Annotated in this window: 19 protein-coding genes; 14 read left to right on the top strand and 5 right to left on the bottom strand. The window is 42.2% G+C overall.

Going from position 1 to position 21,315, the window contains the following annotated elements; translation table 11 throughout:
* Positions 1-4: 4 nt before the first annotated feature.
* The 9 genes from hutH to AAC147_RS17310 all read left to right on the top strand — a co-directional run bounded on the left by hutH (position 5) and on the right by AAC147_RS17310 (position 8,789).
* A complete protein-coding gene (gene hutH / locus AAC147_RS17350; RefSeq protein ID WP_047678527.1) occupies positions 5-1,564 on the top strand; it encodes a histidine ammonia-lyase in 1,560 nt (519 codons plus the stop codon).
* An 80-nt stretch (positions 1,565-1,644) separates the two neighbouring features.
* On the top strand, positions 1,645-3,015 hold the full coding sequence (locus AAC147_RS17345) for an amino acid permease (protein ID WP_047678524.1): 1,371 nt from the start codon (positions 1,645-1,647) through the stop codon (positions 3,013-3,015).
* Positions 3,016-3,195: 180 nt separating this feature from the next.
* Positions 3,196-4,128 (top strand): 50S ribosomal protein L3 N(5)-glutamine methyltransferase, encoded by a 933-nt coding sequence (gene prmB / locus AAC147_RS17340; RefSeq protein ID WP_047678520.1) that lies wholly within the window; start codon positions 3,196-3,198, stop codon positions 4,126-4,128.
* Between the two features lie 162 nt (positions 4,129-4,290).
* Positions 4,291-5,376: a chorismate synthase gene (gene aroC, locus AAC147_RS17335; protein WP_047678517.1), complete on the top strand. Its 1,086-nt coding sequence runs from the start codon at positions 4,291-4,293 to the stop codon at positions 5,374-5,376.
* A 118-nt stretch (positions 5,377-5,494) separates the two neighbouring features.
* Positions 5,495-6,295, top strand: coding sequence for a sulfite exporter TauE/SafE family protein (locus AAC147_RS17330; RefSeq protein ID WP_047678514.1), 801 nt, complete (start codon positions 5,495-5,497; stop codon positions 6,293-6,295).
* Between the two features lie 36 nt (positions 6,296-6,331).
* Positions 6,332-6,883, top strand: a complete 552-nt coding sequence (locus AAC147_RS17325) for an elongation factor P hydroxylase (protein ID WP_047678511.1) — start codon at positions 6,332-6,334, stop codon at positions 6,881-6,883.
* Between the two features lie 21 nt (positions 6,884-6,904).
* On the top strand, positions 6,905-7,192 hold the full coding sequence (locus AAC147_RS17320) for a YfcL family protein (RefSeq protein ID WP_047678508.1): 288 nt from the start codon (positions 6,905-6,907) through the stop codon (positions 7,190-7,192).
* A gap of 538 nt (positions 7,193-7,730) precedes the next feature.
* Complete coding sequence (locus AAC147_RS17315; RefSeq protein ID WP_231571305.1) at positions 7,731-8,291, top strand: hypothetical protein; 561 nt, start codon at positions 7,731-7,733, stop codon at positions 8,289-8,291.
* Between the two features lie 108 nt (positions 8,292-8,399).
* The gene (locus tag AAC147_RS17310) at positions 8,400-8,789 is read left to right on the top strand and encodes a GNAT family N-acetyltransferase (protein WP_231571304.1); all 390 of its coding nucleotides are present in this window, start codon (positions 8,400-8,402) and stop codon (positions 8,787-8,789) included.
* 281 nt (positions 8,790-9,070) lie between these two features.
* Here the strand turns inward: AAC147_RS17310 and mnmC are convergent, their stop codons facing one another.
* Entirely contained in the window at positions 9,071-11,116 is a 2,046-nt protein-coding gene (gene mnmC / locus AAC147_RS17305; RefSeq protein ID WP_047678598.1) for a bifunctional tRNA (5-methylaminomethyl-2-thiouridine)(34)-methyltransferase MnmD/FAD-dependent 5-carboxymethylaminomethyl-2-thiouridine(34) oxidoreductase MnmC, read from the bottom strand.
* Positions 11,117-11,330: 214 nt separating this feature from the next.
* Between mnmC and fabB the strand changes: the two genes are divergently transcribed.
* Positions 11,331-12,545, top strand: coding sequence for a beta-ketoacyl-ACP synthase I (fabB, locus tag AAC147_RS17300; protein WP_047678505.1), 1,215 nt, complete (start codon positions 11,331-11,333; stop codon positions 12,543-12,545).
* Between the two features lie 51 nt (positions 12,546-12,596).
* Here fabB and AAC147_RS17295 read toward each other — a convergent pair whose 3' ends face one another.
* From AAC147_RS17295 to AAC147_RS17285, 3 genes are read right to left on the bottom strand one after another with little or no spacing between them, the layout of a single operon-like run.
* Positions 12,597-14,120 carry a tripartite tricarboxylate transporter permease gene (locus AAC147_RS17295; RefSeq protein WP_047678502.1) on the bottom strand — a complete coding sequence of 508 codons (1,524 nt, stop codon included), beginning with the start codon at positions 14,118-14,120 and terminating at the stop codon, positions 12,597-12,599.
* Positions 14,121-14,130: 10 nt separating this feature from the next.
* The gene (locus AAC147_RS17290; protein ID WP_047678499.1) at positions 14,131-14,562 is read right to left on the bottom strand and encodes a tripartite tricarboxylate transporter TctB family protein; all 432 of its coding nucleotides are present in this window, start codon (positions 14,560-14,562) and stop codon (positions 14,131-14,133) included.
* A 13-nt stretch (positions 14,563-14,575) separates the two neighbouring features.
* Positions 14,576-15,550 (bottom strand): Bug family tripartite tricarboxylate transporter substrate binding protein, encoded by a 975-nt coding sequence (locus AAC147_RS17285; RefSeq protein WP_047678496.1) that lies wholly within the window; start codon positions 15,548-15,550, stop codon positions 14,576-14,578.
* Between the two features lie 336 nt (positions 15,551-15,886).
* Here AAC147_RS17285 and AAC147_RS17280 point away from each other — a divergent pair, with 336 nt between their 5' ends.
* Entirely contained in the window at positions 15,887-16,990 is a 1,104-nt protein-coding gene (locus AAC147_RS17280) for a hypothetical protein (protein WP_156115310.1), read from the top strand.
* A 164-nt stretch (positions 16,991-17,154) separates the two neighbouring features.
* Here AAC147_RS17280 and AAC147_RS17275 read toward each other — a convergent pair whose 3' ends face one another.
* Positions 17,155-18,039 (bottom strand): DMT family transporter, encoded by an 885-nt coding sequence (locus AAC147_RS17275; RefSeq protein ID WP_047678490.1) that lies wholly within the window; start codon positions 18,037-18,039, stop codon positions 17,155-17,157.
* A gap of 171 nt (positions 18,040-18,210) precedes the next feature.
* Here AAC147_RS17275 and pdxB point away from each other — a divergent pair, with 171 nt between their 5' ends.
* From pdxB to truA, 3 genes are all read left to right on the top strand, one after another.
* Positions 18,211-19,338, top strand: a complete 1,128-nt coding sequence (pdxB, locus tag AAC147_RS17270) for a 4-phosphoerythronate dehydrogenase PdxB (protein ID WP_047678596.1) — start codon at positions 18,211-18,213, stop codon at positions 19,336-19,338.
* A gap of 88 nt (positions 19,339-19,426) precedes the next feature.
* Positions 19,427-20,437, top strand: coding sequence for an aspartate-semialdehyde dehydrogenase (locus AAC147_RS17265; RefSeq protein WP_047678593.1), 1,011 nt, complete (start codon positions 19,427-19,429; stop codon positions 20,435-20,437).
* Complete coding sequence (gene truA / locus AAC147_RS17260) at positions 20,437-21,276, top strand: tRNA pseudouridine(38-40) synthase TruA (protein ID WP_047678487.1); 840 nt, start codon at positions 20,437-20,439, stop codon at positions 21,274-21,276. Before AAC147_RS17265 ends, truA begins: the two co-directional genes overlap by 1 nt.
* Positions 21,277-21,315: the final 39 nt, after the last annotated feature.

Here is a 21,315-nt window from a genome sequence, read left to right as displayed (position 1 = left end):
TGATATGAAACATATGACTATTCATCCGGGAAAAATGACGCTTGAAGAGTTACGCCATGTTTATCAGCATCCGGTACAGATAACTTTGGATGCACAATGCTTCCCGGCTATTGAGAGCAGTGTTGAATGTGTTAACCGTATTATCAGCGAAAACAGAACCGCATATGGAATTAATACGGGTTTCGGTTTGTTGGCAAATACCCGAATTGCAGAGCAAGATTTGGAAGAGTTGCAACGCGCTATCGTAATGTCACATGCAGCAGGTGTTGGTGAGCCTTTATCGGATGAAATCGTCCGGTTAATTATGGTATTGAAAATCAATAGTCTGGCTCGTGGTTATTCCGGTATTCGTTTGGAAGTTATTCAGGCACTGGTAACATTGGTAAATGCCGAAGTTTACCCTTGCATTCCAAGTAAAGGCTCGGTCGGCGCTTCTGGTGATTTGGCTCCACTGGCGCATATGAGTCTGTTATTGTTGGGAGAGGGCAAAGCCCGTTATCGTGGTGAATGGTTGCCGGCAAAAGAAGCTCTGGCAAAAGCGGGACTTAAGCCCATTCAACTGGTGGCAAAAGAGGGGCTGGCACTACTTAACGGTACACAAACCTCAACTGCATTTGCTTTGAAAGGGCTTTTTGCGGCAGAAGAGTTACTTGCATCTGCCATTGTTTGTGGTGCCTTATCTGTTGAAGCAGCCTTGGGTTCCCGTAAGCCATTTGATGCTCGCATTCATGAGGTGCGTGGACAGCAAGGGCAAATTGATGTTGCAGCTTTATACCGTTTTGTATTGGAAGAACAAAGTAACATTTCTGCCTCGCACGAAAACTGCCCGAAAGTGCAGGATCCTTACTCGTTACGTTGTCAGCCACAGGTAATGGGAGCTTGTTTGACCCAAATCCGCTATGCTGCTGATGTCATTATGGTTGAGGCTAATGCTGTTTCTGACAATCCACTGGTCTTTACTGAACAGGATGAAGTGATTTCTGGTGGTAACTTCCATGCAGAGCCTATCGCAATGGCATCGGATAATCTGGCTATCGCTTTGGCGGAAATCGGCGCGTTGTCAGAACGCAGGATTGCTCTGCTGATGGATAGCAATATGTCTCAGTTGCCCCCGTTTCTGGTCAAAAACAGCGGTGTTAATTCCGGTTTTATGATTGCTCAAGTAACTGCGGCAGCGTTGGCAAGTGAAAATAAAGCACTGGCACATCCTTCCAGTGTTGATAGCCTGCCGACCTCAGCGAATCAGGAAGATCATGTCTCAATGGCGCCAGCAGCAGGTCGCCGCTTGTGGGAAATGGCGGATAACGTCAGGGGAATTCTGGCGATTGAGTGGTTGACGGCTTGTCAGGGGGTGGATTTTCGTGCAGGTTTGACGAGTAGCCCGATTCTGGAAAAAGCCCGCCATATTCTGCGTGAGAAAGTAACACATTACGATAAAGATCGTTTTTTCTCACCAGACATTGAAACAGCTATTCAATTGTTAGCAGAGCAGCAACTTTCTGCACTGCTGCCGACTGGTACGATCCTGTCGAATAATAATATTCTGAAAAACCACATAAATTAAATCGTTTTTAGGCCGGTTCTCCGGCCTTATCGTTGTATTTATCTTTCACATCTAATAATAAAAGAAAATAGGGATAAATCATGCAAAACATCTCACAACTCAAGCGTGGGTTAAGTGTTCGTCACATTCGGTTTATGGCACTGGGGTCGGCGATTGGTACTGGGCTTTTTTATGGTTCTGCGGGAGCCATTCAAGCAGCAGGGCCTGCGGTATTGTTGGCATACGCTATTGGTGGTGCGGCAGTTTTTATGGTTATGCGTGCATTGGGGGAAATGGCTGTCCATAACCCCGTGCCGGGTTCTTTTTCCCATTATGCCAATCACTATCTGGGGCCATTGGCGGGTTTTTTGACTGGATGGACTTATGTATTTGAAATGTTGGTTGTCTGTCTGGCAGATGTCACCGCATTTGGCCTCTATATGAAACTTTGGTTTCCCCATGTTGACCAATGGATTTGGGTTCTCGGCATCGTCTTTTTCATCGGGGCGATAAATCTGTGCAATGTCAAAGTGTTTGGTGAAATGGAGTTTTGGCTTTCTATCATTAAAGTCACAGCGATTGTTGCCATGATTATCGGTGGCTTCGTGATTATGATGTATGGATTTGGTCAGGAAGCAGGTCATGTTACCGGGTTATCAAATTTGTGGGAACACGGTGGTTTTATGCCGAATGGGATTGCAGGAGTGATAGCTTCATTTACCGTTGTCATGTTCGCATTTGGAGGTATTGAAGTTATCGGTATTACCGCCAGTGAAGCGAAAAATCCGGCACAATCCATTCCACGGGCAATTAATGCGGTGCCGCTACGCATTTTGCTATTTTATATTCTTACTTTATTCGTGCTGATGTGTATTTATCCGTGGGATCAAGTTGGTCAGAATGGCAGCCCGTTTGTCCAGATCTTCTCCAGTCTGGGGATTAACTCCGCAGCCAATATCCTGAATATTGTCGTTATTACAGCCGCCATTTCAGCGATTAACAGTGATATTTTTGGCGCAGGGAGAATGATGTATGGCATGGCGCAGGAAAAACAGGCTCCTGCTTCTTTCACCAAACTGACTCAACATGGAGTACCGTGGATCACGGTATTGGCAATGTCAGTCATTTTGTTAATCGGTGTTGTTTTGAACTATCTGTTGCCTGAACAAATCTTTATCATTATTGCTTCCATTGCAACATTTGCCACAGTGTGGGTATGGCTGATGATTTTGTTGTCACAATATATGATGCGCCGGAAAATGCCGACAGAAGAGGCTAAACAGCTTAAATTTCCGGTTCCATTGTGGCCAATAGCACCGGCTCTGACAATGGCATTTATGGCATTTATCATCATGGTACTGGGCTATTTCCCCAATACGCGTGTCGCATTGTTTGTGGGAATCGTGTGGATTGTGCTACTGACTGTCAGTTATTTCTTATGGGTAAAAAAATCGGGTGAAAAAACTAGCTGATAAACAAAATGGATAACGCCGATAAAAACCATCCTGTTAACGCAGGGTGGTTTTTGTGTTTTTGTTACGCTTACATGAGTCTCTGAGCTTAAAATAATTCGCACATTCAGGTTGCTGATTTGTAGCATGGATCATGGCAAACTAACGCACTAATGACATTTTTGTGGTTTAGAGGTACTTGTGGATAAGATTTTCGTAGATGAAGCCGTGGCAGAGCTGCATACCATTCAGGATATGCTGCGTTGGACAACCAGTTGTTTCAGTGCAGCCAACATCTATTATGGACATGGAACAGATAACCCGTGGGATGAAGCTTTGCAATTGGTTCTTCCAACACTGTACCTGCCTCTGGATATCCCAGAAAATATGATGACAGCCCGACTGACAACCACAGAGCGCCATCGTATTGTTGAGCGGGTTTTGCGCCGTATCAATGAGCGTATTCCTGTTGCTTATTTGACTAACCGGGCATGGTTCTGTGGGCATGAATTTTATGTTGATGAGCGAGTTTTGGTGCCACGTTCGCCAATTGGTGAGTTGATTAACACTCAGTTTGCCGGGTTACTCCCACAGGAACCTTCCGCCATTCTTGATTTGTGCACAGGAAGTGGCTGTATTGCAATTGCTTGTGCTCATGCCTTCCCGGAAGCGGAAGTTGATGCGGTTGATATTTCTGCTGATGCTTTGGCCGTTACTGAGCACAATATTGAAAATCATGGGCTTTTACACCGTGTCATACCGATTCAGTCAGATTTATTCCGTGATATGCCTCCGATGAAATACGATCTGATTGTTACCAATCCGCCTTATGTGGATGAGGAAGATATGAGTGATCTGCCAGATGAGTTCCACCGTGAGCCAGAGTTGGGACTGGCAGCAGGATGTGATGGGTTAGATCTGGCCCGTCGTATTCTTGCCACGGCACCGGATTTTCTCACCGAAGAAGGGGTGTTGATATGTGAAGTGGGTAACAGCATGATTCATTTGATTGAACAATACTCTGATGTACCATTCACATGGTTGGTGTTTGAGCATGGTGGTGATGGTGTTTTTATGCTCACACGCAAACAATTGACCGAATATCACGAATATTTCTGTCTATTTAAAGACTAATATTTTGCCATTGTGCTGATGGTTAAAGCGTTTTTTCATCAATTTAATTTAAATAAAGTTGATGAAATCAATTAGGCTTTAACCATTGGTTAGGTTATTGTTAGCCAATATCAAATCATTAACACACATCTTTAACGCATAAGAAATAACGGCAGGATAGGAATGGCAGGAAACAGTATTGGGCAGTTTTTCCGAATCACTACATTTGGTGAATCTCACGGGGTTGCATTGGGGTGTATTGTTGATGGTGTTCCGCCGGGTATTGCCATTACAGAAGCCGATTTGCAAATTGATTTAGACAGACGTCGTCCGGGAACTTCCCGCTACACTACACAGCGCCGTGAACCTGATCAGGTACGAATTCTTTCTGGCGTTTTTGAAGGTGTGACAACAGGAACCAGTATTGGTTTATTAATTGAGAACACCGATCAACGTTCACAAGATTACAGTGCGATTAAAGACGTTTTTCGCCCCGGTCATGCAGATTATACCTATGAGCAAAAATATGGATTGCGTGATTATCGTGGTGGTGGCCGTTCATCTGCTCGTGAAACTGCGATGCGTGTTGCTGCTGGTGCGATTGCAAAAAAATACTTGTTTGAAAAGCATGGTATCCGTATCCGTGCCTGCTTGACCCAGATGGGAAATATTCATTGTGAATTGAAAGATTGGGAGTTCGTTGAGCAGAACCCGTTTTTTTGCCCTGATGAAAGTAAACTAACTCAACTTGATGAGCTATTGCGTACTCTGAAAAAAGAGGGGGATTCCATTGGTGCTAAGGTGACGGTGATTGCTGAAAATGTGCCAGCAGGATTGGGAGAACCGGTTTTTGATCGTTTGGATGCAGATATTGCCCATGCTTTGATGAGCATTAATGCGGTGAAAGGAGTTGAAATTGGTGACGGTTTCGGCGTTGTTAACTTACGTGGCAGTGAAAATCGGGATGAAATCACTTCACAAGGTTTTATCAGCAACCATGCGGGTGGCATTCTGGGGGGGATCAGCAGCAGCCAGCCAATTATCGCCCATATTGCTCTGAAACCGACATCCAGCATTATGGTATCGGGTAAGACCATTAATCGTCAGGGCGAAGAGGTAGAAATGGTGACGCGCGGTCGACACGACCCTTGTGTTGGCATTCGGGCGGTTCCTATTGCAGAGGCTATGATGGCGATTGTACTGATGGATCACCTGTTGCGTCAGAGAGCGCAGTGTGCCGATGTCACATCTATACTTCCGAGCTGGTAAATCGGTAACAGTTTTTTCGAGCTATATTTTTCAGGATATATTTTCCGAGATATAAGCGTCGAACGATGCCAAAAGATCTCCTGATGAACAGGTAAGTAATTTTCTGGTGAAATAAATAATGGAATGGTCATTACTGGGTCCAGAAGTTTATGGTTTTCTCTTTTTGGTTGCTCTGGTTGCGGGTTTTATCGATTCTATAGCAGGTGGAGGCGGATTATTGACGATTCCTGCTCTATTATCAGCAGGTGTTTCTCCGGTTCAGGCATTAGCAACAGGAAAACTTCAATCTGTAGGTGGTTCGTTATCTGCCAGCCTGTATTTTATCCGTCGTGGTATAGTGAACCTGCGTTCTCAGCGATTTTCCATTGCTATGACTGTGCTAGGCGGTATGTCGGGAGCATTGCTGGTTCAGTTTGTATCACCCGATTTATTGCGTTACGTCCTGCCTATATTAGTGATGATTATCGGCTTTTACTTTCTGCTAGTACCTAATATTGGTGCAGAAGATCGACAACGTCGTTTGGGGCCGATAGCTTTTGGCTGTCTTGCGGGAGGCGGGATAGGTTTTTATGATGGTGTATTCGGGCCGGGAACAGGTTCTTTTCTGGCACTCTCTTACGTAATGCTCTGTGGTTACAATCTGGCTAAGGCAACAGCACATGCAAAAGTGTTAAACTGCGCAGCCAATCTCGGTGCATTAGGTTTCTTTATTCTTGGCGGGCAGGTTTTATGGCTGCTCGGTTTTGTCATGCTGACCGGCCAGATGATTGGTGCCCGTTTAGGCGCTGGTTTAGTATTGAGCAGGGGGCAAAAGTTAATCCGCCCAATGCTGGTGACTATCTCTTTTCTAATGAGTATCAAGCTTCTCCATGATCAACACGGTGATACCATCCGTTCCTGGCTGGCATTTTATTTTTGATTTTAGGCTATTATTTTGAGGATATTGTATTAATACATGGCTGGATATCACTATCAACAACTGATTGAAATTTTTGATAATTGTTTTAGCGATGACTATAACACCCGTTTGATAAAAGGTGATAATGAGCCGGTTTATCTGCCCGCGGATGAAGAGGTAGCTTATAATCGGGTTGTGTTTGCTCATGGTTTTTACGCCAGTGGATTGCACGAAATTTCGCATTGGTGTATTGCGGGTAAAGAGCGTCGTAAATTGGTTGATTTTGGTTACTGGTATTGCCCTGACGGTCGTGATGCCCAGACTCAAGCGGAGTTCGAGAAAGTCGAAGTTAAGCCACAAGCATTAGAATGGTTATTCTGTGTAGCTGCTGGTTTTCCTTTCAACATTAGTTGCGATAATTTGGACGGCGATTTTGAGCCGGATCGCTTTACTTTTCAGCAGAAAGTTCATGCGCAAGTAATGGCATATCTTGAAAACGAAATACCCACACGTGCAGCACACTTTATTCATGCGCTGCAATCGTTTTACAATACGCCTCCACTAAAAGCAGAACATTTCCCTTACCCGGAAGATCCTTTTGCTAACTAAATTGATTTTTAAGGAAAAACAATGCTCGCAGAGTTTGAAACACGCATTCTGGCATATATAGACGATATGGTTGAATATGCCAGTGATGACGAATTATTTGCTGGTGGATACCTCCGCGGGCATCTGACGCTGGCTGTTGCCGAATTGGAACAAGAAGGCGCTAATACTATTGAACAGCTTCACCAACGTGTAGAAGAAAGTATCCATAAAGCGATTAAGGTGGGAGAATTGACGCCACCAGATCAAGTTTTAGTTTTAACGACCTGGCAAAAACTATTAGCAAAACTACTGAATAGTGTAAGGGTGTGATCTATTAACACTAAAATTCTTTCTTGAGGGCTGTTTTGCAGCCCTTATTTTTTATGCAGATAACGTAAATCTCAATGTTCGGTTACATAAAAATTCGCAATGGCTCGCAATAACTATAATAAAACTGAGAAGCATGAGTCTTTATTGATCCTTTTATAGTGTATATAGATTAAGATAATATAGTTAGCAGAGTTACTTAGAGGGTTTTTAAATCAGAGTTTGCGTGGTGCTATTCTTTTTGAGGCGGTTAAAATAATCATGTTATTAGTAGAACGCGTGATGATTAAAAAAATTAATGGTGGTAAAGTTTAGGTCATGGTTTAGTCAATAATTAGGTGTTTTTTAGTTGTATATCCAATAAGTTCTGGATTGCTTCAATACAGAGAAAATATAGATTTTCTATCAGCTTAATAGGAGAGGAAATTTAATCGTATGAAATGCGATTAATTAATAGAAAATAAACAGATAATTCATAAAAAATAGAATTAATTATCTGTGAAAGTTCAGAGTTGAAAAGGATATTTCAGGAGGTAATAACATGGGGTTGGGAAGTTGCTCTGTGCGAAGTGGATATGGATTTTATACTGGTGATAAGATGTTTTTGTTACCTGAATCGATAAGTTTTAGTGCTTCAAGATGGAGGGGAAGGCAAAGTATGAATCCACAATTGGAAAAAAAATTTGACAATCTGGAATTAGATGTTTCCTATCTAAAAACGGATGTTTCTCAGTTAAAGGTAGACGTTTCTCAGTTAAAGATAGATGTTTCTCAGTTAAAGATAGATGTTTCATTGTTAAAAGAAGATGTCTCACTGCTAAAAACGGATGTCTCACAATTAAAAATAGATATGGAAGTGATAAAATCCAATTATGCGACAAAAGCTGATATTGAATCAGTAAAAGTACTTATTCATAATGAAATAACATCTGTGAATAAAGAAATGTCATCTGTATATAAGGAAATGTCATCTATGAATAGTAAAATATTATCTCTACATAAGGAAGTTTCAGATAAAATGGCGGCTCAGACCAAGTGGATGGTAACAATGATGTTTGGTTTTTCTGGTATTATTATTACAGCAATGAAATTTATGCTTTGAATAACTTTTAGAATCAATAAACTGACGTATTTTAAATTCTTATTTATAAGTGGAGTATTTATTTTAATATTATTAATATGACCATCAAATAAATTGTCAGGATAAATCATGTTTACTATTCGTCAAACACAAACATCGGATGTAAGTCAATTACCTGCAATTGAATATTCTGCTGCACAGTTGTTTCGTTTTATACCTGATTTGGCCTGGATTGCTGATGGTCACGTACAAACGGAACAACAACATTTGGACTATACTGCTCAGGATAATAGTTGGGTAGCTTTGGAGAAGAGGAAACCGATAGGCTTTATTCTGGTTAAACCTTTGGATGATGGACTGCATATCGTTGAACTGTCTGTGTATGGAGATTGGCAGAGAAAGGGAATCGGTAAGTCGTTAATAGAAACAGTTATTCAGGTTGCTAAACAGCGTAAATTACAGTTTGTGACTTTAACGACTTTCCGTCATGTCAGTTGGAATGCTCCTTTTTATCAATGACTGGGATTTTCTATTTTAGAATCTCAGCAGATAAGTGAAGCATTGAAACAGATTTTACAAGATGAAATTAAATATGGGTTTTCGGCAGTCCAGCGTTGTGCAATGAAACGCTTAGTGATTGCATGAGAAAGCTACAATTGAGTTTTAATCGTTTCAATTGATGCAATTTCAGTAGCATCAGGCATGACAAATTATGCCTGATGCAAATCGAGGCTTATTCGTTGTGTCGTAAAACCTCAGCCTTTGCGACAACCTCTTAGGACGGGTGAGGTTGTCAAAAATTAAGGCCTTTCTGCTTTCACTTTTTTACCGCGTAACAGCTTTCTGACCCAGAAACGATTTGGGTGCAAAGCCGCTAATATTTCATCATCAAGTGGCAAGGCTTCATTAAATATTTGCCCTGCAAGTAATTCAGCACTTAGAGGAGCAGAACACAAACCACGTGAACCTAATGCGCCAATAACAAATAAATCAGGGTAGCAAGGTGATTCGTCTATTTTCTCCCCAGACTGTATCTGTTGAGGTAAATCGGCATATTTTGCCATAATTTCACTGAAAATAGGTACATTCCCGACCATTGGCATATGATCCCGAATCACACATCGTATCCCCTGACGGGATTTATCCTCTGAAATGTCAACTTGTTTTACCCAATCAACATCAGGGAGACATTTCAGGAGACGATCACGATTCTCCTGTTGTTCGGCAGAAGAGTACTGAGTATCTAATTGATCGCGTTGATAACTTGCACCAATACAGTGATGCTGATTTTTGGGATTCACGGGGGTCATATAACCATCGTAACACAGCACACTTTTTAGCTGGCTAAGCCGGTCAGTTGTTGGGATATGGCTGACTTGACCACGGACTGCGGTAACAGGAAATTTTTCGGTCTGTTCAAATTGGGCCAGGCAATGTCCATTGGCAATGATAACCACTTTGTGGTTTTTAAGTTGTGTTTTTCCCTGATGTTCAATGTGTAGTTGCCAACCATTTTCATGCTGAACCAGTCGTGTTATTTCGTGGTTGAAATATGTCCTCATACCACGTTGCTGTGCAAGTTTGATAATTTCTTGAGTTAATTGTGCCGGGTATAACCATCCTCCCTGTGGATAATGGATACCATGATAGTTGACATCTAGGCCGCTGATTTGACTCAATTGTTGACGATCCATTCCAGCAGCAATATCTTCCGGCCATGCTGTGTGCAGCATATTGTCGATTTTGTTGTGACTTTTTTCATCATAAGCTATTTGGCTAACACCACACCATTGATGCTCAAATAACACGTTTTCACTAGTCAGTTCATCATATTGACGACGGGCAAAGGTGAATGCAGAGGTAAAGAAACGTTCTAATGGATCGTGACGACCAGTGAGTAAAGGATAAAGCGCGCCTTGTTGGTTACCTGATGCTCCTTGTGCTGGCTGTGTATCCTGGCAGTATAGCGTGACTTTTGCACCACGTTGCAGTAAAGCAAGAGCAGTAAATGCACTGGCAATTCCTCCACCAATGATTGCGACATCATCAGTATGATCAGTGCCAGGGCGGGCAAACCAGGGCATATCCGTTTTGGCGTTGTGAACTGAGGCAGGTAAAACACCTGTCAGCATCTCTCTCTTACGCCCGAACCCCTTGATTTTTGTGACAGTAAAACCGGCTGCTTGTAGTCCACGGCGTACTAAACCTGCTGATGTGAATGTCGCAAATGTTCCTTTCGGACGAGAAAATTTTGCCATTGCAGTGAACAGTTGTTCGCTCCACATTTGTGGGTTTTTGGCAGGAGCAAAACCATCTAAAAACCATGCGTCAACTTTACCTGTCAGGCCGGAATTTACCTTGGGCAATAGTTCATTTACATCGCCAAACCAGAGATCCAGAGTAATAGCACCATTATCCAGAATTAACCGATGACAACCTGCAAGTGGTAAAGGCCACTGCTGACATAATTCTTCAGAAAACTTTTGCAGCTCTGGCCAGCGTTGATGTGCACTTTTTAGGTCAGCGACTTTTAATGGATATTTTTCGAAACTAATATAGTGCAGCCTTTTTAGCGTAGCGTCTGGATATTGCTGTTTGAACTCTGAAAAAGATTGCCAGAGTACAAGGAAATTTAACCCAGTACCGAATCCGGTTTCGGCAATAACGCAATCAGAACGGTGATGAGTGCTAAAACGTTGAGGAAAATGATTGCCTTGTAAAAATACATATATGGTTTCTTCTAACCCATCTTGATTTGAGAAATAAACATCATCAAATTGCTCAGAAATAGGTGTGCCCTGTTCATTCCAGCTTAGGGTTGCGCTACTGATAGCACTGTTTTGCACAATACTGTTGTTCAAAATAAGGCCTGTATTGTTGAGAAGAATAACGAGGATTTTAACGGTCTTGATGCTATTACACCACTTATGAGCGATCTTAACGTCTGGGTTATGATCAATTGTTCATGATTTTTACCCTGATCGGACTTGTTCAGCGTACAAGTGTACGCTAAAGTGCGAGAAGGAAATCCCGCAGGTAAACATATTGATGAGGTAATTAATGAAACGAGCAGTAATCACTGGTTTGGGCATTGTATCTAGTATTGGTAATAACCAGAAAGAGGTGCTGAAATCTCTGAAAGAAGGCCGTTCCGGGATCACTTTTTCCGAAGAATTCAAAGAAATGGGGCTTCGCAGTCACGTATGGGGGAATGTCAAACTGGATACAACAGGTTTGATTGACCGTAAAACACAGCGTTTTATGAGTGATGCTTCTGTTTATGCTTATCTGGCGATGGATGAGGCAATTAAAGATTCTGGCCTTTCCGATGATCAGGTTTCTAATTTACGTACAGGGCTGGTTGTCGGCTCTGGAGGCGGTTCTCCACACAATCAGGTTGCCTGTGCGGATGGTATGCGTGCTCGTGGTTTACGGGGTGTCGGGCCTTATATGGTGACACGGACAATGGCTTCCGGTGTTTCCGCTTGTCTGGCGACGCCGTTCAAAATTAAAGGCGTAAATTACTCTATCAGTTCCGCTTGTTCAACTTCTGCACACTGTATTGGTCATGCGGTTGAATTAATCCAGCTTGGTAAACAGGACGTTATTTTTGCCGGTGGTGGTGAAGAACTGAGCTGGGAAATAGCCTGTGAATTTGATGCAATGGGAGCACTCTCTACCAAATATAATGAAACACCAGACCGAGCTTCCCGTACTTATGATCAAAACCGTGACGGCTTTGTTATTGCTGGTGGTGGCGGTATTGTTGTTGTTGAAGAATTAGAACATGCATTGGCTCGTGGCGCACATATCTATGCTGAAGTTATTGGCTACGGAGCGAATTCAGATGGTTTGGACATGGTTGCACCTTCAGGTGAAGGCGCTGTGCGTTGTATGAAGATGGCTCTGGATGGTATTGAAGGTGAGGTGGATTATATTAACACTCATGGCACATCAACACCTGTTGGTGATTTGAAAGAGCTGGAAGCGATTAGAGAAGTATTTGGTGACAAGACACCTGCTATTTCAGCAACTAAAGCGATGACCGGGCATTCTTTGGGGGCGGCCGGTGCTCAGGAAGCGATTTACAGTTTATTGATGTTGGAGCATGGAATTATTGCACCAAGTATTAATATCGAAGATCTGGATGAAAAAGCGCTTGGCATGGATATTATTACTGAACCTACCGAACGCGAGCTAAAAACGGTTATGTCTAATAGCTTCGGGTTCGGCGGTACAAATGCATCTCTGGTAATGCGCAAGTATATGAACTGATTTTCTAAAACTGAAAAGTTTTAACGGTCTACATGAAAGCCAATTCACCAACTATGTGGATTGGCTGTAAATCTTCTCATTTTTCTTACGTTTTTTGTGAACTATCCGCAAGATAGGAGGGATGATAATAACCAACACAGCTAAGACCAACAAAGATTGAGCAATGGTACTCCTCCACAAAATATCGAAATTACCGTTACTGATTGAAAGTGCCCGTCTCAAATTTTGTTCCAACATTTCACCTAATACAAACCCTAAGATGAGCGGTGACATTGGAAAGTTCATTTTCCTAAGAATATAACCGAACACCCCCAGACCAACCATCAACATCAGATCGAATGTCGTACTGTGTACAGCATAAACTCCGACTGCTGAAACGGTGGCTATGGCTGGCACTAAGAACCACAGAGGGATACTCAACATACGGGTAAACAGCCCAATCATCGGAATATTCATGATGAGCAAAAGAATATTGGCGATAAGTAGGGCAGCAATCAACCCCCAGACTATATCCGGTTGCTCCGAAAACATAGCAGGCCCCGGTGTGATGTTGTAGAGCGTCAGTGCACCTATCATTACGGCTGTAGTACCTGAACCGGGGACGCCCAGAGTAAGCATAGGAATGAATGAACCACATGCTGATGCATTATTGGCTGCTTCAGGTGCTGCCACACCACGAATATCACCTTTACCAAATGAATCGCTGTTTCCACTCAGCCGTTTTTCTGTCATGTATGTGATTGCGCTGGCAATCGTTGCTCCGGCACCGGGCAGGATACCAACAAAGAAACCAATGACTGAGGAGCGTAATATTGGCCCGGTACAGGTTTGGGCTTCTTTTTTGTTAAACAGTAGTCGTCCGGTTTTACTTATTACTTTTTGTCCAGTGGAAGTATTTTCAAGCATCAGCAGAATTTCACTGACAGAGAACAGACCGATCACAACGACAATAAACTGAATCCCATCAGAAAGGTGGACACTATCAAACGTGAAGCGATAAACCCCAGTATTAGCATCGACTCCTACTGTAGCTAACCCTAACCCGATCAAAGCAGCCAATAGAGATTTGACAGGATTCTGGCTCATCATGCTGCCAAGACAGGCAATCGCAAAAACCATCAGAGCAAAATATTCAGCAGGCCCGAACGCCAAAGACCATTTCGCCAGAAGAGGAGCAAACAAAATGATACCAACAATAGCTAAAAGTGAACCACAAAATGAGCTGATTGCTGAGATAGACAACGCAACACCAGCTTGCCCCTGTTTCGCCATTGGGTATCCATCAAGAGCAGTCATAATTGCGGCGGCATCTCCCGGAACATTCAGCAGAATTGAAGATATCCGCCCTCCATATTCACAACCAATATAGACTGTTGCCAATAAAATTAAGGCGGATTCCGCGGGTAATTTCAAGGCAAAAGCTAACGGCAATAAAATGGCAACACCATTTATTGGCCCCAGACCGGGGAGTAAACCAACAACCGTACCAATGAAGCAGCCTATTAATGCGATAATCAGATTCTTAGGGATTAATGCGACTTCAAAACCTTGTGTCAGGTATATCCAAGTATCCATTTTATTCTCCTTACCTGAACAGACTACCAATGGGTAGCGTGACATCTAACAGGCGATCAAACACAAAAAAGAGTGATATACCTAAGCTCACCCCAGAAATAATTGCAGCGAGAAGTGAGGCGTTAAACAGCAATGCGATGCTGATGGTCAATAACGTCGTCGCCAGAGGAAAGCCTAACCACTCGAATGTTCCTGCATAAAAGAGAAGTGAAACCATCAGCAGCAATAAGCGGCGCAGAACTTGTGGTACAGGCCATTGAGTTATTTCCGTTTTTTTGAATAGCAATAATAGTGCGCATAGCGCCATCAATGAGATAATGGCAATCGGGAATGGCCGCGGCCCCAGAGGTTCATAGCTGTATTCACTGTGAATACCCCAGCCAATGACCAATCCAATTCCACACAGGACTAACCAGATAGCAGCAAAGATATGATCGCTCATGATGCTATTCCTGTTATTTTGCTAAACCAAAGGATTTAGCCATCTCATGGTATTGAGTAACTTGTTTTTGCACATAATCATTCAACTCTTTACCTGTCATATTGAATTCAAAGAGGCCACGTAGTTCGCGTTGTTTTTTAAATTCATCCGTTTGTTGTAATTTATTGAATGTATCTACCCACCATTGATATTGTTCATCAGAGACTTTGGGTCCCATGTAAAAACCACGAATAACTGGCCATACGATGTTGTAGCCTTGCTCTTTGGCTGTCGGGATATTCGCTAAAGCACCGCCAAGCCTTTTATCGGCATAAACAGCAAGAACACGCAGCTTATCACTCGTCAGATAAGGTAGGGTTTCACTGATATCTCCAGAGAAAACCTGAATATGCTTACCCATCAGAGCTGTGATTGCTTCACCACCACCTTCAAAGGCGACGTAACGCATTTTGCGCGGATCAACATCAGCTTGTTTTGCCAGTAAGGCCGTTTTCATCCAATCTTGACCACCAATAGAAGCTCCGGCACCAAATACGATGCTGGTAGGATCTTTTTGGAATGTATCAATGAGATCTTTTAATGATTTGTAATGAGAATCTTTGCGAACAGCAATCATACCATAATCAGTACCAACACTGGCCAGCCAGCGCACATCATTCACGTTATAGCGTCCAAATTTTCCTTGAGCAAGATTTAACAAAGAGCCACCAGAAAAGGCGACAATAGTGCCGGGTTCGGCAGGCCGCTGAGCAACAATAGCATTATAGGCAACGGCGCCAACGCCTCCGGGCATAAATGTCACCCGCATAGGTGAATCAATAGCTTTGGTATCCAGCAATGAGACTTGAACTAATTTACAGGTTAAATCAAAGCCACCACCGGGTTTAGCAGGGGCAATACATTCCGTTCTGTCAGGAGCACTGACAGCAAAGGTATTGGTACAGAAAAGTAGGCCAACAGTAGTGAATAATGTTTTAAGTATCTTCATTTTTTATTCCTCACATAGCACCGATGATGGAAACAATTTTATAAATCTCCGGTGCATTATTAATTTATAGAACTGAAATATTCTATTAACAGAAAAAAGTGTTTAGATGTGACTTTAATCACTTAACTTGAAAGATGTTAATTTTTTAAATGCCTCAAGATTTTTTGAAGTTATGTAATAGATATTGAAAGTGAAAAGAGTTAACTTTTATGATTCATTAGATTTATTAAAATATAATGTCATGCAATATAAACATATATATGATTACTTGAAGTGACTTCATATACCTGTAGTATTTTCAGAATATAAAACAATTTTAAAAGAAATAATAGAAATATGTTTGTTTTAGATGTTTATCTAAATAATTTTGATATTAACAAAAATAAATTTATGGATTATAAATGTTTTTGTAATTGTTTGTATTTATTGAGAATAACAACATCCATACTAAAATTATATATGGGGCCTGGAATGATTAGAGTAACATTACTGACTTTTTCTGGACTGGAAGATTATTACTGGTATTACTATGATCTCGATTATGAAATGAACTCAAGATGGCTACTGGGGTTATTCAGGGATAATATTAAGGGAATTAACTTTGGAGAAACCTGTGGAAAGCTTGGATTCTCTGGTTTTTTAGTCGAAATTGATGGCACTGAGCAGACAATAGCACATAGTTATGGGTTGACTAATTCTTTTTATATATGTGATGGAAGAGCGCCCGATCTTTATCAAAGTAGATATCTTGGCTTCACTTTAATGGAGTCCTCTAACCAAAATAGTAACTTTAAGTCCATGATATTTCAGGATATAATTAACCTTCAGCAAGATACTTCTGATTGTTCTGAGGGAGACGATCCAGATGAAGACCTGCATAATGAAACAAGACATACTTTACACGATGTAAATAATGATGAACTCTATACAGTCAATATCTTGAGTCCGAAAACGGGTAAGTTGATTACTGTGCAAGCGGGATTGTTCAATACAACTTTCTGGAATACATCTGAAAAGCAGAAGTTACATAACTGTTATTCTTACGCCTGTAATTATGCCGGTGGACATTATTATCAACCGGGAGGGAATACTGAGAAACTTTTACAAGAACGCACTATGAAAGTTGTTATAGATGGCGCAATGTCAGATGGATTAATTATGTTAGATGATTATAGAGATGAAAAATACTATCCGAACCATGTTGTAGCACTTTTTGCTACTGACGATTATGCAGATGACTGGGACTACCATTGGTATCGATTGGTTTTAAATAATAAGCACGAACGCTCCCATATTTGGGCTCATAAACCGGGGAAAATGTCAGTCAGAAAAACGGATAATAAGAATAAAATTATAAAAGATCCCCGCAATGCAGAGCGTGGAAAGTATACTCAATTCGGAGGATATTTTATAGTGAGTAATCAAGTAAAAATAAAATAATCAGTTAACATGATATTTTTGTATAAAGTTAATTTAGCTATTCAATACTTGGTTTATTTTCTTTGGTAACATCAGAAGCTATTTTATTATAATAACTATTTTCCATTATCGCCCAGTAAAACATTGGGCGATAATTGGTAAAAATATTGTTGATAAAGTGCTAGTTAAGTTTTCTGACGCGTTATTGGGATACGTAATTGTTGAGCAAGAATTACACCAGCCAGCACAATACCCCCACCAATCAGATGATAGCTATACATTTTCTCATGGAGTACCGCGATGGCAATAATTGCGGTGAAAACAGGAGCCAGGTTCATAAAGATTGAGGTCATATTAGCTCCAAGGCGAATAACCCCTTGTATCCACAGATAAGGAGCAATAATTGAAGCAGGAATACCTGCAAACAGCACAAGAGAAATATTATTGCTGGTTAACCGGATATCTTCTGTCATCATGAAGTTAGGCAAAAGTAACAAGACTCCAAATCCGATCTGTACATAGAGTGATTGCCAGTTCGGTAATGGAATTGCCCAGCGTTTGGTCAGAACACCGTACAGAGCGTAGGCTGCTGATGCAATAAACATCATTATATCTCCTGACCCTAATCCGTGTTGTAACAGGGCACCAGGTTCTTCTTTGCCAACTAACCATATAAGGCCAAACAGGGAAAAAGCTGTACCGAGCATAATTCCAACTGTCGGGGCAACTCGCAAGACAAAAATACTGAGTATGACAGTCAACAGTGGGATCAACGAAGTAAAGATCCCTATCAGTGTTGCACTGACAGTATGAGCAGCGTAGTAAACCAGACTTTGATTAAGAACCATACCGAGGGAACCGAGGATCAATAACTTCCACCAATATCGGGTAAGCATTTTCCACTGTTTCAGTGTGGGTAATAAGATAAAAGGAGTTAAAGCCAAAAAAGCGATGAACCAGCGATAGAAAGCGATAGCAGCAGGTTCAATTGAAGTGGCAGCGGCTTTACTGACCACAGCGTTAATTGACCAAATTAGTACAGCAATAAGGGGAAACCATAGATTCTTCATTGAGTTAAATCGCGTGTATCAGAATATCGTGTACTTAGTGTAACAATGACCAATAGATTTCGCGTGACTTTTAACAAAGAAGCAACTCAAAAGAAAAAGGGGAATTAGGTATTATGCCGATTAAATGGCAGAATAGCGGATCACGCCCATTTAAGCCGTTGGATGAGAAAAGTGAAAATTTTAGTCGATGAAAATATGCCTTATGCTGAACAGCTCTTTAAACAATTAGGGGAAGTTCAGGCAATTCCGGGCCGCCCTGTGCCTGAGGGGGTTTTGGAACATGCAGATGCCTTTATGGTTCGCTCTGTCACTAAAGTTAATGAGTCCTTGCTAAAAGATAGTCCGGTGAAATTTATCGGTACTGCTACTGCCGGCATGGATCATGTTGATCAGCAATGGTTAGAGCAGGCAGGCATTGGTTTCTCCGCTGCTCCCGGATGTAATGCAATTGCTGTGGTTGAATATGTCTTTTCTGCATTGATGGTATTGGCAGAACAGGATCAGTTTCAACTGAAAGATAAAATTGTCGGCATTGTTGGTGTCGGTAATGTCGGGGGACGTCTGGCTGATCGACTGGCTGCTTTGGGCGTGAAAACCTTGTTGTGTGATCCGCCTCGTGCCGATCGGGGAGACGAAGGCGAATTCTGGCCTTTGGAAAAGCTGATCAGGGAAGCAGATATTCTGACGTTCCATACGCCACTTAACCCATCAGGCCCTTATCAAACTTATCATTTAGCAGATGCAAAATTACTTTCTGCTCTGCCGGACAACCGAATCTTGATTAATGCCAGTCGTGGTGAAGTGGTTGATAACCAAGCATTGTTATCAGCGCTGCAAAACGGAAAAAAATTACGTGTCGTACTTGATGTCTGGGAACCAGAGCCTAACCTTTCATTACCTTTGCTTAACTTGATTGATATCGGTACACCGCATATTGCGGGATACACTCTGGAAGGCAAGGCTCGTGGCACAACTCAGGTTTTTGAGGCGTATTGTGAATTCCTGGGGAAATCACAGAAGACAGAATTATCTGCGTTGTTGCCTGAGTCTGATTTCAGTCATATCACAGTTCATGGCGAAGTGACACAAAGCATCCTGAAGCGCTTGATGCATTTAGTGTATGATGTGCGCCGTGATGATACACCACTGCGTCAGGTAGCCGGGCAGGATGGTGCTTTTGACCAGTTGCGGAAAAATTATCCTGAACGTCGAGAGTGGTCTTCCCTGACAGTGCATTGTGATTCAGAAGACAGTGCTCAATTACTATCCAGAATTGGGTTTAACGCTAAATTAATTTAACGAAAAAGTGATTTAATGCAGGCAGAAGTTTTTGCCTGTTACCAAAATAAAAAAGCAGTGGAACAAAAAAGAAGTGGAGAAAACCAACATGTCAGAAGGTTGGAATATTGCGCTCTTGGGTGCAACGGGCGCAGTAGGTGAAGCGATATTGGCGTTATTGCAGGAACGCCAGTTTCCGGTTGGTGAGCTGCATCTTCTTGCCAGTGAGCAAAGTATCGGGAAAATCCAGCGTATTAACGGCAAAAATATCACTGTTCATGATGCCGCAGAATTTGATTGGTCACAGGCACAGCTCGCATTTTTTGCTGTGGGTATGGAAGTGACAGCACAATATATTACAAAAGCAACAGAAGCAGGTTGTCTGGTCATTGACAGCAGTGGATTGTTTGCAGCAGAACCGGATGTTCCGTTGGTTGTCCCGACAGTGAACCCGTATGCTTTAGCTGAATACCGTAACCGTAACATTATTGCGGTTGCCGATAGTGCGACAAGTCAAGTGCTGACAGCTATCAAACCGTTAATTGATGCTGCGGGTATTGCACGTTTACAGCTAACCAATATATTGCCTGTTTCCGTACATGGTAAAGCTGCCATTGAAGAGTTGGCAGGGCAAAGTGCCCGTTTATTGAATGGTATTCCGCCCGATGAAGGACATTTCAATAAGCAATTGGCGTTTAACCTGCTGCCTTTATTGCCTGATGCTGAAGGTACGGTGCGCGAAGAGCGTCGTATCGTCGATCAAGTTCGCAGAATATTGCAGGATGAAGGTTTGCCTGTCTCAGTGAGTTGTGTTCAATCTTCCGTGTTTTACGGTATTGCTCAGATGGTTAATCTGGAAACACTGCGTCCAATTGGTATAGAAGAAGCGCGTGGAGAATTTGAACGTCTTGAAGAAATTCAGCTCTCGGAAGAGGGTGATTATCCAACTCAGGTTACAGATGCATCAGGTGCTGATGGGTTGAGTATCGGTTGTTTGCGTAATGATTACGGAATGCCGGAGATGTTACAGTTCTGGTCTGTTGCCGATAATATCCGCTTTGGTGGTGCTCTGATGGCGGTTGAAATCGCAGAAAAACTGATACAGGAGCAATTTTACTGATGTCTGCTACAGAACTAAATCAGTCTGTACCAGAAGCAAAAAAAGTGAAAATTGCACTGGGGATTGAATATGACGGCAGCCGTTATTATGGTTGGCAGCGCCAGCAAGAAGTCAGAAGTGTACAGGGATGTTTGGAAAAAGCATTGTCAAAAGTGGCAGATGAACCTATTTCTGTTTTCTGTGCGGGCAGAACGGATGCAGGTGTTCACGCAACCGGGCAGGTAGTGCATTTTGAAACGTCAGTACAACGTAAAGATGCAGCATGGACAATGGGAGTTAATACTCATTTGCCGCCGGATATTGCAGTACGTTGGGTAAAAACGGTAGATGATGAATTTCATGCTCGTTTCAGTGCAACGGCACGCCGGTATCGGTATGTTATTTTCAACCATCGTTACCGTCCTGCGGTACTGGCGAAAGGTGTCACGCATTTTCACTATCCGTTGGATGAGAGAAAAATGCATGAAGCGGCACAATGTCTGTTGGGAGAGAATGATTTCACTTCTTTCAGGGCAGTACAGTGTCAGTCCAATTCGCCGTGGCGTAATCTGATGCATATTAATGTCAGTCGTCATGGGCATTATGTGGTTGTAGATATCAAGGCCAATGCTTTTGTTCATCATATGGTGCGCAATATTGTTGGCAGCTTGTTGGAAATTGGTTGTGGTAATCAGGGCATCCAATGGATGGCTGAATTGCTGGCACTGAAAGATCGGACAAAATCAGCCGCAACAGCTAAAGCTGAAGGGCTGTATTTAGTTGCAGTAGATTATCCTGTCCATTTTGGCTTGCCTGAGCCTGTTATGGGGCCTTTGTTTTTGGCCGATGAATTAATCTGATACTGTCGAATGATGACAAGGATGTTTGAGCATAACGAG

Origin of the sequence: Xenorhabdus sp. NBAII XenSa04, assembly GCF_963866145.1 — a bacterium.
Taxonomy (GTDB): domain Bacteria; phylum Pseudomonadota; class Gammaproteobacteria; order Enterobacterales; family Enterobacteriaceae; genus Xenorhabdus; species Xenorhabdus indica.
The sequence above is the reverse complement of the archived record's forward strand: the minus strand, read 5'-3'. Positions and strand labels throughout refer to the sequence as shown.